At 37.8% G+C, this 17,404-nt stretch carries 17 protein-coding genes; 8 read left to right on the top strand and 9 right to left on the bottom strand.

Annotated features, from left to right (window positions below; genetic code table 11):
• Positions 1-32 precede the first annotated feature (32 nt).
• Complete coding sequence (locus AC0L3W_RS15475; RefSeq protein WP_290041419.1) at positions 33-749, top strand: UTRA domain-containing protein; 717 nt, start codon at positions 33-35, stop codon at positions 747-749.
• A gap of 50 nt (positions 750-799) precedes the next feature.
• Here the strand turns inward: AC0L3W_RS15475 and AC0L3W_RS15470 are convergent, their stop codons facing one another.
• The 3 genes from AC0L3W_RS15470 to AC0L3W_RS15460 form a co-directional block, all read right to left on the bottom strand.
• Positions 800-1,822 (bottom strand): zinc-binding dehydrogenase, encoded by a 1,023-nt coding sequence (locus AC0L3W_RS15470; protein WP_409440116.1) that lies wholly within the window; start codon positions 1,820-1,822, stop codon positions 800-802.
• Between the two features lie 126 nt (positions 1,823-1,948).
• The gene (locus AC0L3W_RS15465; RefSeq protein WP_409440117.1) at positions 1,949-5,119 is read right to left on the bottom strand and encodes an efflux RND transporter permease subunit; all 3,171 of its coding nucleotides are present in this window, start codon (positions 5,117-5,119) and stop codon (positions 1,949-1,951) included.
• Positions 5,119-6,294, bottom strand: coding sequence for an efflux RND transporter periplasmic adaptor subunit (locus AC0L3W_RS15460; RefSeq protein WP_290041422.1), 1,176 nt, complete (start codon positions 6,292-6,294; stop codon positions 5,119-5,121). The genes AC0L3W_RS15465 and AC0L3W_RS15460 overlap by 1 nt, the downstream gene beginning before the upstream one ends.
• A gap of 115 nt (positions 6,295-6,409) precedes the next feature.
• On the opposite strand from AC0L3W_RS15460, the gene AC0L3W_RS15455 reads away from it, so the two are divergent.
• The 7 genes from AC0L3W_RS15455 to AC0L3W_RS15425 all read left to right on the top strand — a co-directional run bounded on the left by AC0L3W_RS15455 (position 6,410) and on the right by AC0L3W_RS15425 (position 12,406).
• The gene (locus tag AC0L3W_RS15455) at positions 6,410-7,354 is read left to right on the top strand and encodes a LysR family transcriptional regulator (protein ID WP_290041424.1); all 945 of its coding nucleotides are present in this window, start codon (positions 6,410-6,412) and stop codon (positions 7,352-7,354) included.
• Positions 7,355-7,613: 259 nt separating this feature from the next.
• The gene (locus AC0L3W_RS15450; RefSeq protein ID WP_290041425.1) at positions 7,614-8,168 is read left to right on the top strand and encodes a BON domain-containing protein; all 555 of its coding nucleotides are present in this window, start codon (positions 7,614-7,616) and stop codon (positions 8,166-8,168) included.
• A gap of 79 nt (positions 8,169-8,247) precedes the next feature.
• Positions 8,248-8,415, top strand: coding sequence for a DUF1328 family protein (locus tag AC0L3W_RS15445; protein ID WP_290041428.1), 168 nt, complete (start codon positions 8,248-8,250; stop codon positions 8,413-8,415).
• 8 nt (positions 8,416-8,423) lie between these two features.
• The gene (locus AC0L3W_RS15440; protein ID WP_290041429.1) at positions 8,424-8,618 is read left to right on the top strand and encodes a hypothetical protein; all 195 of its coding nucleotides are present in this window, start codon (positions 8,424-8,426) and stop codon (positions 8,616-8,618) included.
• 90 nt (positions 8,619-8,708) lie between these two features.
• Positions 8,709-9,140, top strand: a complete 432-nt coding sequence (locus AC0L3W_RS15435) for a hemerythrin domain-containing protein (protein WP_290041430.1) — start codon at positions 8,709-8,711, stop codon at positions 9,138-9,140.
• A gap of 80 nt (positions 9,141-9,220) precedes the next feature.
• Positions 9,221-10,843: a diacylglycerol kinase family protein gene (locus tag AC0L3W_RS15430; RefSeq protein WP_409440118.1), complete on the top strand. Its 1,623-nt coding sequence runs from the start codon at positions 9,221-9,223 to the stop codon at positions 10,841-10,843.
• Positions 10,844-11,062: 219 nt separating this feature from the next.
• On the top strand, positions 11,063-12,406 hold the full coding sequence (locus AC0L3W_RS15425) for a sigma-54 interaction domain-containing protein (protein ID WP_290041434.1): 1,344 nt from the start codon (positions 11,063-11,065) through the stop codon (positions 12,404-12,406).
• Between the two features lie 105 nt (positions 12,407-12,511).
• Here AC0L3W_RS15425 and AC0L3W_RS15420 read toward each other — a convergent pair whose 3' ends face one another.
• The 6 genes from AC0L3W_RS15420 to AC0L3W_RS15395 form a co-directional block, all read right to left on the bottom strand.
• The gene (locus tag AC0L3W_RS15420) at positions 12,512-13,624 is read right to left on the bottom strand and encodes an AI-2E family transporter (RefSeq protein ID WP_290041436.1); all 1,113 of its coding nucleotides are present in this window, start codon (positions 13,622-13,624) and stop codon (positions 12,512-12,514) included.
• Positions 13,625-13,695: 71 nt separating this feature from the next.
• A complete protein-coding gene (locus AC0L3W_RS15415; RefSeq protein ID WP_290041437.1) occupies positions 13,696-13,950 on the bottom strand; it encodes a hypothetical protein in 255 nt (84 codons plus the stop codon).
• Positions 13,916-14,401 (bottom strand): hypothetical protein, encoded by a 486-nt coding sequence (locus tag AC0L3W_RS15410; RefSeq protein WP_409440119.1) that lies wholly within the window; start codon positions 14,399-14,401, stop codon positions 13,916-13,918. The genes AC0L3W_RS15415 and AC0L3W_RS15410 overlap by 35 nt, the downstream gene beginning before the upstream one ends.
• Before the next feature lie 19 nt (positions 14,402-14,420).
• The gene (locus AC0L3W_RS15405) at positions 14,421-14,675 is read right to left on the bottom strand and encodes a hypothetical protein (RefSeq protein WP_290041441.1); all 255 of its coding nucleotides are present in this window, start codon (positions 14,673-14,675) and stop codon (positions 14,421-14,423) included.
• 337 nt (positions 14,676-15,012) lie between these two features.
• Entirely contained in the window at positions 15,013-15,942 is a 930-nt protein-coding gene (locus tag AC0L3W_RS15400) for an alpha-E domain-containing protein (protein WP_290041442.1), read from the bottom strand.
• A 1-nt stretch (position 15,943) separates the two neighbouring features.
• Positions 15,944-17,398 (bottom strand): circularly permuted type 2 ATP-grasp protein, encoded by a 1,455-nt coding sequence (locus AC0L3W_RS15395; protein WP_290041443.1) that lies wholly within the window; start codon positions 17,396-17,398, stop codon positions 15,944-15,946.
• Between the last annotated feature and the right edge of the window lie 6 nt (positions 17,399-17,404).

The following is a 17,404-nucleotide window of genomic DNA, read 5'->3' as shown; positions in this document are numbered from 1 at the left end:
CAAATAGCAAAACAAACTGGACTAGTTCAATTATGAAAAAAAACGCTGACAATCCTAAAATGAAAGATGTTTTACGTGAACAAATTTTTGGTCGAGCGTTATTACCCCTGCAAAAATTACCTTCGGAACGCGAGTTAAGCGAACTATTTTCTACTACGCGGATCAGCGTTAAAGATGCATTAGGCGCATTAGAAACCGAAGGGCTTATTTATCGAGAAGATCGGAGAGGTTGGTTTGTTTCACCACCGCGTATTCGTTACAACCCATTATCACGCTGCCACTTTAATCAAATGATCAATGAACAAGATCGTATTGCTGAAACACAATTAATTAATATCAGCACTATTATGGCACCTAGTGATTACGCCAAAGTATTAGAATTAAAGGAATTAACTGAAATTCATGTGATAGAACGGTTACGTTATATCGATGGCAGAGTAGTGTTGTTTGTTGAGAACTGCTTAATTAGCCATTTTTTCCCTGGAATCATTGAAGAAAACCTGACTCAATCATTAACCCAGTTATATCAAGATAAATACCAATTCACTACCAGTCGTTCACGTTTTGATGTTATTCCCGCGGCTGCGCCTGCCCATGTAGCAAAAGCTTTAAATATTAGCGCAGGGCAACAAGTGCTAAAAATATGCCGAGTAAATTATAATCAACAGGGGAAAATCATCGACTGTGAGTTTGAATATTGGCGCCCCGATGCAGTAATGATCAGCATCGACAGCATAGAGCATAGTTAAGCTCTGTTAACACAGAGCTAGGAAGGGAGTGTCAACAATAGAAAAAGCGATTAAAACTTGACGATCTGCTTACCTGTAAAGCCGCCATTAAGCTGACGATGTAAGGCTTCTGTTACTGATCTTTGATCAAATTCAACCTCAGAAATGTGCGGTAATTGAATCTTATTTTCTGCTAAATTTTCTAATAACAACTTACATAGAAAGCTCATTTTTTGTTGTGCGCATAGACTTTTAGCTAACCATGCTCCACCTAGTGAGACAATGCTAATAGTAGGGGCTTTTAAGAACATTAATCCATGGTCAAGCACTGGTAATGGCTTCAAACAGGCAATACGTCCACAAAACCGCATCAATTCAATATTACGATTTGTCGCGTCACCACCTACGGAATCCAATACCGCATCAAACCCTATTGGCCCAAGTTCTTTACAGATTTTTTCACGCAGTTTTTTATCTTGATAATCAAATACAAAGTCAGCGCCCAATTGCTTAACCAGCTTATGATTACATTTAGAAGCAGTTGTAAAAACATCTGCACCGCGTTGTTTAGCAAACTGAATGGCGAACTGGCCAATAGCGCCAGCCCCTGCTTCAATTAAGATGTTTTCACCTTCTTTTAAATGTAATTTATCTAAACAGATCAAAGCTAACATACCAGCACAAGGTAAGGTCGCTGCCTGCTGTGCTGAAATATTATCTGGCACAACTGAGACTGCATAGTTAGGGACTTTAGCATATTCACTTAATACACCTTGTTGTGCAATATTGGCATGCCACATCACTCGCTCACCGACATTTGGATATATTCCTTTTGCCGCTTTCACTACCACACCAACCGCATCCAGCCCCAAAATATGTGGGTATTGCCATGGTGCAAAACCTTGTTTAGCAAACATCCCATCTATTTGATTTAGACCTACGTATTCGATTTTTACTAAGATCTCGTCAGGTTCACATTGCGGAACGGGGAAGTTCATTTCTGATAACGTAAATAGATCACTTGCCTCATTTATCGCTAGAGCCTGCATTGTATTAGGAATAGTTTGTTGCGTTGATGTGTCGAAATTAGGCATGTCTACCTCTAAGTATGACAACCATGTCTATGTGAATAATAAGAATATTGTACAGCTATTTTGATTGAATTCTCCCTCTGTGACGTTAGCAAGTTCACAGAAGGAGATATCAAGATAAGGAGTAGATTATTTATCTAGGGACTCAACTTGCTTTACAGAGTCATTAGCCTCTTTTTTGGTTTTACTGACTAGCATATAAAACACTGGTGTTAGTAACAAACCAAATACGGTTACCCCAATCATCCCAGAGAATACTGCATTCCCCATAGCGTGGCGCATTTCAGACCCCGCACCAGTCGCTAATACCAATGGGACAACCCCAGCGGTAAAGGCAATTGACGTCATCAATATCGGACGTAAACGCATGCGACAAGCTGCTAAAATCGCTTCGATATGAGATAACCCATTATCATTTTGATCTTTTGCAAACTCGACCATTAGGATGGCATTTTTAGACGCTAATGCCACTAAAACAATCAAGGCGATTTGGGTGAAAATATTATTGTCTGAACCCACTAACCACACACCTAACAAGGCAGAAAAAATAGTCATAGGCACAATCAATATAATCGCTAATGGTAAACGTAAGCTTTCATATTGCGCAGCTAACACCATGAAGACCAATAAGACCACCAGCGGGAATACATAGACCATGGTATTACCAGCAAGTACTTGCTGATAAGTTACTTCAGTCCATTCATATTCAATGCCTTTTGGTAACGTATCTGCTAATACTTTCTCAATGGCAGCTTGCGCTTGGTCAGAACTATAACCTGGTGCAGGACTACCATTTAGCTCAGCACTTGGGTAACCGTTGTAATGCATGACGCGGTCAGGTCCAATACTCGGCACAACAGTTAACACAGAGCCCAGTGGCACCATTTGTCCTGTATTATTGCGTACTTGCAGGTTAAGAATCTGTTCAGGATCTTGACGATATTGAGCATCAGCCTGCGCATTCACTTGATAAGTTCGGCCAAATAGATTGAAGTCATTCACATACACAGAGCCTAAGTAGATCTGTAATGCGTTAAACACTTCATCCAGTGGTATTCCTTGTATTAGTGCTTGCTCACGGTCAACGTTAATATCCATCTGTGGTACTTGAATACGGAAACTTGAGTAAAGCCCAACTAATGCAGGGTTTTTACGTGCTTCAGCAATCACCGCTTGTAAACTACCAAACAACGCATCAAAGCCTTGATTTGATCTATCTTCAATTTGTAGTTTAAAGCCGCCAGTTGTGCCTAAACCTTGAATTGGTGGAGGTGGGAAGACCCCTACAAAAGCTTCATCAATAGAGGCAAAACGTTGATTTAATTGTGCCGCGATTGCCATTGCTGATTCACTTGGATCAGTACGTTTATCAAAGCCTTCCAGCGTTGTAAATACAATCCCGCTATTTGGACTGTTGGTAAAACCATTTACTGATAGACCAGGGAAAGCAACGGTATGTGCAACACCCGGCACTTCTAAGGCGATTTTTTGCATTTCCGATAATACATCTTGTGTACGATCTAAGCTCGCCGCATCTGGTAATTGGGCAATCGCAACTAAATATTGTTTGTCTTGCTGTGGGATAAATCCACCCGGCACTACATCAAATAATTTAACAGTGCCCCCAACTAACGCGACATAAGCAACCATAACAATCACACTTAAACGGATCAGTTTTTTGACTATTTTTTCGTAACCAGTTGCGCCTTTATCAAAAATTCGATTAAACGGTTTAAACAGAAAACGTCCAAATAATTTATTTAACACACGAGTAAACCAGTCTGGCTTGCTATCGTGTGATTTCAGTAATAGTGCCGATAATGCTGGCGATAACGTTAATGAGTTAAAGGCTGAAATGATTGTTGAAATAGTGATCGTTAAAGCGAACTGTTTATAGAATTGTCCTGATAAACCGCTGATAAAAGCAGTTGGAATAAATACGGCAGACAATACTAAAGCAATCGCAATAATCGGCCCTGTTACTTCACTCATAGCAACACGGGTTGCTTCAAGTGGAGATAAGCCTTTCTCGATATTTCTCTCTACATTCTCAACGACAACAATCGCATCATCGACAACAATACCAATGGCCAGTACAAGACCAAATAATGACAAGGTGTTAATCGACACGCCTAACCACTGCATAACAGCAAAGGTACCAATTAAAGAAATAGGTACAGCGATTAATGGAATGATAGATGCACGCCATGTTTGTAGAAACACAATAACGACTAATACAACAAGTACAATCGCTTCTAATAACGTACTAATAACTGCATCAATAGAGCCACGTACAAACACAGTTGGATCGTATACGATGTCGTATTCAACACCATTTGGAAAATCTTCAGACAAACGAGCCATGGTTTCACGTACTTGGTTCGATAACTCAATGGCATTTGAACCTGGACGTTGAAATACTGGCATTGCGAGTGCTGGTTGGTTGTCTAACTCTGCTCGTAAAGAGTAGCTATCTTGGCCTAATTCAACACGAGCAACATCTGATAAGCGTGTTAACTGACCTTCTTCACCAACTTTAATAACCACTTCACGAAATTCATCAATATTATTTAAACGCCCTTTCACATTTAATAATATTTGGAACTGGCTATCTGTAGGGACTGGTTGCGCGCCTAAGCTACCTGCGGCAACCTGTTGATTCTGTGCACTTAATGCATTAACTACATCACTTGCAGTTAAGCTTCTTGCTGCTAATGCATCTGGATTCAACCACACACGCATAGCATATTGACCACCACCAAATAAACGCACGTCACCTACCCCCGGTAAACGTGCAATTTCATCTTTAATATTAAGGTCAGCATAGTTCGATAAGTATGCGGTATCTAATGTATTTTCTGGTGAATAAAGGTGCACAACCATTGTCAAATCTGGAGAAGATTTTTCAGCAACAACACCTAAACGTTGAACTTCTTCAGGTAAACGTGGCAAAGCACTATTCACACGGTTTTGAACTTGTACTTGTGCACGGTCTAAATCTGTACCCAAAGCAAAGGTCACTGTTAGTGTCATTGCACCATCACTGGTTGCCTGTGAGAACATGTACAACATATTCTCTGTACCATTGATTTCTTGCTCTAATGGCGTTGCCACGGTTTCAGCGATAACAGTAGGGTTTGCACCAGGATAACTTGCAGATACAACAACCGTTGGTGGTACAACTTCAGGATACTCACTCACTGGTAATTGGAATAATGAAATCCCACCAGCAATTAAAATAACTAGCGATAACATCGCCGCAAAGATAGGGCGCTGAATAAAGAAATGAGAAAACTTCATTACAGTTCCTTAGTACTTGCGGTCAAATGCTTAGTTGATGCAGACAGAGTAAAAGTCACATCCTTAGTATCGATGTTAACTAGGTTAGGATCAATTGGCATACCTGGCCCCACACGTGCAGGACCGTTAACAGCAATTTTATCGGTTGCCGTAAGGCCTGATGTGATCACGCGTAAATGGCCATAACGATCCCCCACTTCTACTAGTTTATATTGCAGTACGTTATCTTCACCTACCGTTAATACAAAACGGTTATTCAAATCAGTGCCAATCGCTCTATCTGGAATAACAATTTGGTCGGTAATATTGTTTGCAGCTAATCTGATACGTGCAAATGACCCCGCACGTAAACTATCATCTTGTGCTTCAAATACAGCACGTACACGCAATGTACCCGTGGCTGCATTAATGCGGTTATCGATAAAATTGATATAACCAGAATATGGGAAGTCTTCTTGTCCAACTTTTTGCATCACTACTTTTTGTTGGCTTGCCGCAGTCACATCATTAAATGAACGATTCCAAGTACGCTCATCCACATCAAAGTAACCATACATGCTTTTATTAGAAACGATTGATGTTAAAACCGTTTGCCCAGCAAGAATATTATTACCTTTAGTCACGTTGGTACGTGAAATAATACCGTCGATAGGAGAACGAATAGTGGCAAAGTCTAAATCAAGCTGAGCAGCAACTAATTGTGCTTTTAATGCAGCCAGTTGCGCCTCCCCTTGTGTTAAAGCAGATGCTCTTGATTCTGCTAATTCAGTGGAAATAGCTTTCTTTTCAATCAAACGTGATGCACGTTTTGCTTCACTACGCACTTGTTGTAATGATGCTTCAGAACTCTGTACTTGTGCTTTTAAACCTGCAACCACTGCTGCAAATGGTCGAGCATCGATTTTAAACAACAGATCCCCTTGCTCAACATGGTCACCTTCATGAAAAGAAACTTGCTCTATCACACCAGATACACGTGGCATTAAAGAGACCTGTTCAGGTGCTTCTAAACGTGTCGTATAGGTGTGCCATTTTTGAACTGGTTTAACTAAGACTTCAGCTACATCAATTGGTTGTAAAGGTTGTTTAGTTGCGGCTTGACTAGGTGCTTCACCACAGCCAATGAGTGTAAGAGTTGTAACAGCGATCATTGCTGTAATGAAATATTTGCGCATAACGATGCTCCTTTTCTGATGGACGCATAATACGGAATAAATTAGTGCACAAAAAGCATCGTTTTTTAAATTCATTAGTGCCAAAATAGCAACAATAAACATGTAGGAGTTCAAAATGGATATTACCAGTCGCCTTTTAATTTTTCTCGAAGTAGTAGAACAAGGATCGTTTGCCAAAGCAGCGGAAATCAGAAACATAGACCGCTCCGTAATATCCAAACAGATCAGTCGTTTAGAGGATGAATTAGGAGTACGTTTATTAAATCGTTCAACCCGCTCTTTCTCGCTAACTGCAGCTGGAGCTGAAATGACCAAAAAAGCAGTAGAAATACGTGAACTATTAGGTGAAACACTACGTCTAGCTGAAAACTTTCACCAAGAGCCACGAGGCATCTTAAAAATTACTAGCTCATCTATTATTGGCAGACGTTATTTACAACCTGTTATTAATGACTTTCAAAAACGCTTTCCACAGGTTGAAGTTGAATTACGTTTAGACGATCGCGTAGTGGATATTATTGCAGAAGGCTTTGATTTGGCCTTTCGTATCGGTAAACCTAAAGACTCTTCGCTAATTTCTCGTCCATTAGCACGTAATCGTTTACTTATTCTAGCTGCACCGGAGTTTATTCAGCATTATGGTAAACCAGAAAAAATTGAAGATTTGTTACCTTTACCCGCAGCCAGCTTTGCGAATGCAACCATTCGTGTCAGAGATATTAAATATATTGATAAAGATGGACTTTCTAAGGAACAAAAAATTAACAGTATTTTTCGTAGTAACGATCCTGAAACACTGTTGATGAAAGTATTATCGGGTAGTGCTTATTCAGTTACCCCTGCCTTTATGATCAATAATGAAATTAAGGATGGCTTACTAGTGCCGTTATTACCTGATTTAATATTAGAAAACTATCACCCAATGTATGCTGTTTATCCCCATCGTGATTTACCCGTAAGAACACGTTTATTCTTTGATGCCGTTCGTGAACACATTGGTAAAGAAGTACCAATTTGGGAACAATCGATTCCAAACTTTGAACAGTTATATCAACAGTAACTCACTTTTAACAACAATATCATTCCTAGGAATATGCATGATATTGTTGTCTTCATTTATATAAAAAACAATAATTTATATTGAACTTTTTTCATTTCAATTAAACCTGATAACTATTACATCTGACCCTGTAAATAGTTCATACCTAACCGCTTCAACAGTCCCATAAAAAAACAAAAAACCTTTAAAAACAACTAGATAAAAAACTGGCACAGTATTCGCTATGTTATCAATACACATCAATTAAAGGAGACAAAATATGAAGCGCATGACAACTATTGCACTTTCGACTGTACTACTTACTTCATCAACACTTGCATTAGCAGGCCAACAAGATTGGAAAGATGAATCACTTGATGCATGGATAGATGGTAAAGCTGAAACCACTTTACTACTTAATACCAATCTCAACTCTTTTGATATAGATACCGAAGTAGAAGGCGGTGTAGTGACATTAACAGGTGATGTTAATAGCGGCATTGAAAAAGCGTTAGCTGGCGAATTAGTAACTGGATTAGAAGGTGTTAAAAGTGTTGATAATAACTTAACCATTTTAAATGAAGATGCTGATGCAGATATCGATGATAAAGCACTATCAGCATTAACTGATACCAAAATCACTACTGTCGTGAAAACACGCTTATTAATGGCTGATGATATCAGTGCCATGGATATTGAAGTAACAACGACTGACAATGTGGTGTTGTTAGCAGGTAATGTAAAAACAGATGCAGAGCATGATTTAGCAATGAACCTAGCTCGTAATACCGACGACGTAACATCAGTTATCGATAAACTTGAAGTCACTCAATAGACTCATATTTCTTAACCATTTATTAACTTTCCATTAACCATAAGTTAACCAACAACCTTATATAACTAGGAGCTACAACATGATTCGCTGGGTATTTATATTCCTAATAATCGCTTTAATCTCAGCTGTACTGGGTTTTGGCGGTATTGCAGGTGCAGCTGCGAGTATTGCTAAAATTATATTTTATCTATTCGCAATACTGTTTGTTGTATCAGTCGTTTTTAACTTAATTAGTCCGAAGAAATAGGAGACACAATGAATAATTCAAACACATATAGATCATTCGCCGCAATCGGTGCCGCATTCATGCTATTGAGTGCATGTAGTGAAGGGCCTGCTGAAAAAACAGGTGAAAAAGTAGATGATGCTGTAACAGATGTACAAAATAGTATTGAAGATACATGTGAAGATGTAAAAGATTCACTGAATACAGAAGATAAAGATTGTTAATAACTGTTACTCATTAGTGGCGTACTAACGTACGCCTACTTTTTACATTGAGCCCACTATTCCCATTCATATACGCACAAGGAATAAACAATGAGTAATATTTTTGAAGAACTACGCGAAAGCCACGAAAAACAACGCCTATTAATGGATGCATTAACTAGCACAAAAGGTGACTCTGCAACTCGTCAAATTTTTTATGCAGATTTAAAAGAGGAATTACAGCAACATGCTATTGCTGAAGAGCGTTATTTTTATGCCCCTTTAATTCAAAAAGATAAAACCGTTGAGTTATCTCGACATGGCATTGCCGAACATCATTCCATCGATAAAATTATTGAGCGATTGGACAATACAGAGTTTAATTCACCAGCTTGGTTAACCATTATGCAATCGTTACAACATAAAGTACTGCATCATTTAGAAGAAGAAGAACATCGTTTTTTCCAAATGGCAGGTAAGGTCTTTACTGAAGATCAAAAACTCAATTTAGCGGCCCAATACCACAAAGAGATGGTTAGCTAGTCATCCTTTTATGGTCACAATTTTCATTATCTAACCTATGATAATTAATATCTATAACCTAGATATCAGTGAGGGAGCCCATGTTTATTACTAAATATTATTTACTCGGCGTTTTACTAAGCGCAGCACTAGCCTGGTTTACACCTTGGTTAGTATTGAAATTATTATTTACATGGGTAGCCCTATCTTTAGCCATTGTTAGCTTCGCATATCTTTTTAATATCCCTTCTGTTTTTAGAAAAAATAGTGATGGAAAAATTGTCTACTGGATACAATGGGCCTTTATCCCTTTTATGTTGGGAATTCGAGGTTATAACGCTTGGGCAAGAAAATATGACTCAGTCCCTGCCATCCAAAAAATAAGTGATGACCTATATCTTTCAAGACGCTTGCTTCCCTCTGATCTCGATTATTTAAAATCCCAGAATATTGATTGTATTTTAGATTTAACGGCTGAATTCGCTGGACTTGAAAGCGCTATGACGGATAAACATTTTCAATATTTAACACTGCCTGTTTTAGACCATAAAGCACCATCATTAAACAAATTACGACATGCACTTTGTTGGATTGATGCACAGCGTTCACAGTCACGATCCGTTGTGATCCACTGCGCATTAGGCCGCGGCCGCTCAGTATTTGTGATGGCAGCTTACCTATTAAGTCAAGACCCAGAGTTAACTGTCGACCAGGCTTTAGCGGATATTCACTCTATTCGTTCATCGGCTAATTTAAATAAACGGCAATACAAAGTACTCACCTCGATACATCAAAAACAAAAGCTACTGTTACCAACACCGACTTGGATGATAGTTAACCCGGTATCTGGATCTGGAAAATGGCAACAACATCAACAACAGTTGATCAGAGAACTCACCAAAAAATACTGTTTAAATATTGTAGAAACCAGCCGACAAACAACGGCGACAGCCTTAGCAAAACAAGCCGTCAAAGAAAATGCTAAACAGATCATTGTTTGTGGTGGAGATGGCACAGTAACAGAGGTTGCTGAGCAAATTATAGAGACAGATATTGTATTAGGTATTGTACCTTTTGGTACTGCTAATGCGCTATGCCATGTACTGTACGGGCTTGAAGCTAAATTTTCTCCCGTCGAAAGTGCCTGTAAGGCAATTTTATCAGATCAAGTTCGTACGATTGATACAGCACGTTGTAATGATAAATTGATGTTGTTAGTAATGGGCATAGGTTTCGAGCAGCAGATGATTGAATCGGCGAATCGTGAAAATAAAAACCAATATGGTCAAATGGCTTATTTAAGCGGATTTTTTAATGCTATTGCCTCTGATAACCCGCAAAAATTAACGATTAAAATAGATGACCAACCATTAACAGAGGTAGATGTACAAAGTTTAGTTGTTGCTAACATCGCCCCGTTCAGTACGGTATTAGCACATGGTGGCGATGTACCTGAACCAGATGATGGCAAATTACATGTCACTTATTTGGATTATAGAAATAGTATTTCGGAAAGAGTACTGGCGTTATCTGACTTAGCATTTTCAAGTTTAGGCATGCAAGATAAGTCTACTGAATTTGAATATCGCTCAGGTAACCATATCGATATTTTTGCTAAACATGAAATAAACTACGTTGTAGATGGTGAACAATATTCTGCTTCACATATTTCTTTCAGTATTTTACCTTCATCTTTAAAAGTAAAAGCCGTCGTAAAATCTTAATCCCCCACATTTTCCCTTTTTATTGAGCAGGTTATTTATACCTGCTCTACTTTTTCGAGCTCTCTTCAAACATTAACGCCTTTATTTAACTAATACAATGACACAACTTTCACGCCTCTGTGAAAAATGAAATCATTATAAAATTTGACAAATTTACTTTGCATCGCGATGATAAGAATCCCCTATCAAGAGTTGATTCGTTATCGTGAGATCAAATTAATGAATAAATTAAGCTTATTACTAAGCGTACAGAACGAATCATTACGCCAATCTATATTAAATAATAACGAATTAAATCAATTCGATGTTATCAAATTGCCAACACACCAGGATTGGATATCACAACTAAAAAAAACCTGCCCTGCTGTTGCTGTGATAGGCGTTAATGAATTTAGTGAAGCCGATTACCAAGCTTTATCTGAGCTTGAAATACTAAATGAAATGGATCTTATCCTAATAAGTTCTGGCTTACCCAATATAAACCTAGATAAATTAATGCAATTGGGGGCTATTTTTCATTACCGTATGCCCTTAGATCTAGATATATTGTCAGAAACATTACAAGATGTAAGACAATCACATCTGTTAAAAAGCCCGGTGGGACAAAAAGTAGCCACTAGCGATTTAGACCAGTTTGGCCAATTAATTGGCTCCTCTAGTCCAATGCACAAGCTTTATCGTATTATTAGACGTGTTGCCAAAACCGAGGCGTCCGTTTTAATCATTGGTGAAAGTGGCTCAGGTAAAGAATTAGTCGCACAAACTATTCACCAAGCGAGTGAGCGAAGTAATCAACCTTTTGTTGCTATTAACTGTGGAGCTATTAGCCCCGACCTTATTGATAGTGAATTATTTGGTCATGATAAAGGTGCTTTTACAGGTGCTGATAAGCCGCACCAAGGTGTATTTAAACAAGCACAAGGTGGTACTTTATTTCTTGATGAAGTCACTGAAATGCCTATTGAGCATCAAGTTAAATTATTACGTGTATTGGAAACAGGTGAATACCGTCGTGTTGGTGGACAAACCGCTCATTTATCTGATGTACGAATTATTGCAGCGACAAACCGCGATCCGCAAACAGCGATTGAAGAACATACATTACGTGAAGATCTATATTTTCGCCTTGCACACTTTCCAATTACAGTACCTCCTTTAAAAGATCGAGGTTCGGATATTGTTGGCTTAGCAAAACACTTTATTGCTCATCAAAATGCGCAAGAAACAAAAGCAAAAACCATTTTAGATTCTGCCATAGAAAAAATTGCGAATTATGATTGGCCTGGTAATGTTCGAGAATTAAAACATACCATTGAAAGAGCTTTTATTCTCGCCGATGAAGTGATTAAAGCGGAGCATATTATTTCAGAAACGCCTTCTTTAGAAACGCAAAATGCCGTTGAAAGATTGGTTCCAATTGGAATTCCTTTAACTGAAATAGAAAAAACGGCAATAGTAAATACATTGAATAACAATGCAGGCAATAAAACTAAAACAGCTCAAGATTTAGGGATCAGTGTTAAGACCTTATATAATAAGCTAGATAAATATGAAGTTCCTTAAGCTCTTGGTTATGTAATAACAGTAAAATGTTAAAACATAACCTTTAATAGCTCTTATAATTTGAATCTGCAGTATAAAAAGATTGAGAGATAATATTTAAGCATATTATCTCTCTTTTAAAATAAGATGAATGCGGCCAAATATGTCCAACCTTTCTAATACTGTACTAACACAAACCAATAACGGAACCCCAATTAGCATCCCCATACTACCCCATAACCATCCCCATAAAATCAGCCACATAAAAATAATTAATGGATTAAGATTAAAGCTTTTACCTAATAAAGTAGGAGTCACAAACTGACTTTCTAGCATATTAATAAACAGATATATTGAAATAACGATAAAGGCATAGCTCATGGAGTCAAACTGAACATAAGTCACAACGGCAAAACAGATCATCGAAATCAGCGGCCCTAAATAAGGGGCAAAATTCATAATGCCGGCTAAAGCTCCCCATAAAAATGGGTCATCCACGCCTAGTATTGAAAATACAATACCAACCACCACACCTAATAATATGTTGATGAGTGTGACGGTCCCTATATACCGAGATAAATCATGCTGAATAGTTCTAACTAGCTCAACAGTTTTGCGTTTATTCTCAAAACTATCAAATTGCATTAATAAACCAGTAAACAACGATCGGCCATAACTCAGCATAAAATAAGCCATGAACAAAGCCATCATAAATTGAGTAAGCATAGTGGGTGTTGCCATGGCAATACTTTTCACTAAAGACACCATGGTATCACTTTTAAATTCACCAACATTACTGTCATTCACAATGGCCTGATTAGCCGCACTATTAAAGCTGGTATTATTGGCTGCAGTACTGATCTCTTGAGAAACATCTTTTACCAAAGTCGGTAGTTTAACCCACCATTCTTGTGCGGGTCCGCTCAATAGACTTAACCCACCAAATATTAGCCCCACAATCACAAAAATAACCGCCAATACACCAATTAATCTTGGTAAACCAATTTTAACTAAGTAATTAACTACTGGGCTACACAATAAAGCGATAAAAGTACTCGCGATAATCGGCAACAGAATAGATTTAGCAAAATAGATACTAACCATCAGCACGATGAAAAATATAAAACCAAACCCCATTGAGTATAATTTACTTAAGTCTGCGCTTTCATTAACGTAAATAGGCTGTTCAGTAGTATTAGGTGTGGCTTCTGTGGATGTTTTTTCTATTCCATCGTTCAAGGTTTTAACTCCATTGAGAGTACTGGCAGGCAAAAAAGACCTGTATTTACATTGCTTTTCTATTGAATTTTTTACTGATTATTGCGTTTAATATAGTTAAAGCCTAATGAGGCAAGTGGATAAAAGGTTTTTATTTTTCGTCTATATTTGCTTAAGATAAAACCAGTCAATACACCACCGATAGTCACGACTAGTGGGTGTTTTTGGGTATGTTTATTTACGTCATTTAAAAGTAGCTTTAAGGATAAATCAACCTGTCTTATATTATCCTTACCCTCTAATCTTTTTAATTTAATCGAGTGATTTAGACGCTTTAGAGACGACATCTACCCCCTCCTTTATTTGTGCAATTGTTTCTTTAAATCCAATCATTTTCATTAAACGTTTTTGCCAATAAGCTAATGCACCAAGTACGGCGATCATTGATAATAAAAATGTACCTACTCCAATCAATAGCAGGCCTGTTAAACTATAAAAAACGATACCAACAGCAATACATGTACTAAAAACAAACAGGATTAATAAAGGAATAAATAGGACTTGGCAGAGCAAGAACTGCTTACTAGCATTAACGCTACGTAGCAGCTCCATAAAGAACACTTGTATCGTCGATTCAGACCATTTACCAAGTGTATCTATTGTGTCTGATAACTTATTAAATAAACTACTTACTTCGTCGATTTTTTGATTAATTTTTTCAGTATCTAATAAGTTATCTGGCTTAGCATCATCAGAGATCTTATTTTCATCGCAAACTGGTTCGGTGTTGTTTGTCATAAAATCTCCGATTATTAAATTACTTAATTAATTTAGATATAGCCCAACCTGCTAAGAATGCGCAACCAACACTTAACAGCGGACGCTCTTTAATAACGTTTTCAACCTGAGCTGTTGTCGTTTTAATTTTTTCTGAACCTTCCGCTAATGATTCTTGTGCTTTATTTTTTAAAGAGTGAACAGCTTCAGTCGCAGCTTCTTCAGCTGAATGATAAGCATCTTCTACTTTGTTTTGAGTCTCTTGAGTTTTTGCTTTGGTAGTTGTAGTAGCCATTTTTCAATCTCCTTAATAATAGAATATGTCGCTTTCTATCATGTTAAAAATAATAGAGGGTTTATATTCCCCTATTCTCGATTGTTCAATATAACTGTTGCGAAAGTCATGCCAACTAATCAATAAAAACATAAGATATTGATTTTAAGTAATATTAATTGTTTTGGCTCATGTAATTATAGTTAATGAGTAATGTAGTTTTTACAGTAACCTGAAATAACCCTGTAAAATTTACTCATCTAAAAAGTGAATAATGGCCATAGTGAAAAAAGCTTAAAAAGATGAAGCGAACGTCATATCACGTAACACTTCACCAAACTTATTGATGTGGAGGTAGTTACTCTGCAGGCTTCAAGAAATAAAGCTCAGCTAAACCATTATGAATAGCTGCTAATTCAACTTGAATGTTATCAATATAGTCATGTAGATAACCTTTTTCCAACTCACGTACGTCTTCGCTTTTTAACTCATCAATCGCATGGTCGATGGATTGATTAATCTCCGATGCATTCGGTAAAGGTTGGATTAATACTTTTAACTCTTGTAAACAGAACAATATCGAGCGAGGGAACACCTCACTGTGCATGATAAATTCAATAACATCAGAACGCTGTACTCGCACGCTCATCTCTTGACGGTACATCTGATAAGCGCTAAGTGAGCGTAATAGGCTTATCCATTGTATATTCTCGTAAGGTTTTGCTTCTGTACTAGTGATTAAGGTTTCTGAACGAATATCTAAAATACGTGATGTCATATCAGCACGTTCAATCATCAATCCAATACGGATAAAAGTATACCCAAGGTCATGATTGATAGTGGCATCTAAAGTACCAAAAATTTGATGGGCAGCATCAATAATGGTTTTTAAATAAGTAAATCGACCTCGTTTGCTTAACCCCTCATTTTGATTATCCTTTACGTAATAATAGAGAGAATTTATCTCTTCCCATACATCTCTTGGAATAACATCTCGAATAGTACGTGCGCTCTCACGAGCTGATATAATCGAATTTAAGATAGAGGAGAAATTATCCTTACCTACCAATAGATAACGCAACGCTTTTTGCTCAGAGAAGTCTGTATGCGTTTCTAAGTAAGCTTTTCGTGCTCCAATGATATCTACTAAAGGCTCCCAGCCTGTACTCACCCCTTTTGGTAAATCCATCATCAACATATTATTAACATTGATTAAGCGAGCGACATTTTCTGCGCGTTCAATATAGCGAGATACCCAATATAAAGTTTCACCGACTCTTGATAACATATTATTTAGCCTCCTCGTCTACAATCCAAGTATCCTTACTACCACCACCTTGTGATGAATTTACCACCAATGAGCCTTTAGTCATTGCAACGCGTGTTAAACCACCTGTTGTAATTTGAGTATCTTTGCCAGAAGACAAAATAAAGGGTCTTAAATCAGCATGACGACCGTCAGGAGTTATGCCATCTAAAGTAGGGACAGTGGATAAATCTAAGGTTGGTTGAGCGACCCAGTTACGAGGATCCGCTTTAATTTGCGCAATGGTTTCTTGTTGCTCTTTTTTAGTTGACTTAGGGCCAATCAGTAAGCCATAACCACCCGACTCATTAGCCGGTTTAATCACTAATTTATCGATGTTCTTAATCACATGCTCACACTCTTTAGGATCAAGACATTTAAAGGTAGGAACATTGGCTATTTTTGCATCTTCACCTAAATAATATTTAATGATTTCAGGTACGTAGGCATACACGACTTTATCATCTGCTACACCTGCTCCCGGCGCATTTACTAGAGCAACATTTCCCTTGGACCATGCTCTCATTAAACCAGGAACACCTAATTGAGAATCAGGCAAAAATGCTTCAGGATCTAAAAAGAGATCATCAATACGGCGATAAATAACATCTACACGTTGTAATCCAGTAATTGTTCGCATGTAAACACAATCATCTTTTTCAACCACTAGGTCGCGACCTTCTACTAACTCACACCCCATCTCTTGCGCCAAGTAACAATGCTCAAAATACGCTGAATTAAATACGCCTGGAGTTAACACCACCACTTCAGGTTTGTCATCTGGGCGAGGTGACATTGCAGCTAACATATCAAATAGTTGGGAGGGGTAATCATCGACGGGTAAAATAGGGACTTGTTCAAATAGTTCGGGGAAGACACGTTTCATTACTGAGCGGTTTTCAAGCATATAGGAGACACCTGAAGGAACCCGTAAATTATCCTCTAGGACATACATAGTCCCTTTGCCATCCCGCACTAAGTCAGAACCGCAAATATGTGCCCATATTTTGTTAGGGGGCGTAATACCCACACATTGCTGACGAAAGTTAACAGACTTTTCTAATAAACCTTTGGGGAAAACACCGTCTTTTATTATTTTTTGGTCATGGTATAAATCATCAATAAATAGGTTTAACGCTTCAACACGTTGTTTTAAGCCAACTTCTATACCCTGCCACTCTTTTTTACCGATAGTACGAGGAATAATATCAAAGGGCCAAGCCCTGTCGATCATATTACCTTCGTTATAAACAGTGAAAGTAATACCCATCTCTTTAATAGCTAAATCAGCGACAGCTCGGGCTTTTTTTAATTCATCACCAGACAGTTTTGAAAAGAACTCTGCCAGTTGTTTTCCATGTGTTCTAACATTCCCTTTGGCGTCAATTAATTCATCAAAAAAACCATTCGTTTGATACGCTTTCCAATCAATTTCCATACACTT

The sequence above is a fragment of the Psychromonas sp. KJ10-5 genome, from assembly GCF_055808325.1.
The sequence above is the reverse complement of the archived record's forward strand: the minus strand, read 5'-3'. Positions and strand labels throughout refer to the sequence as shown.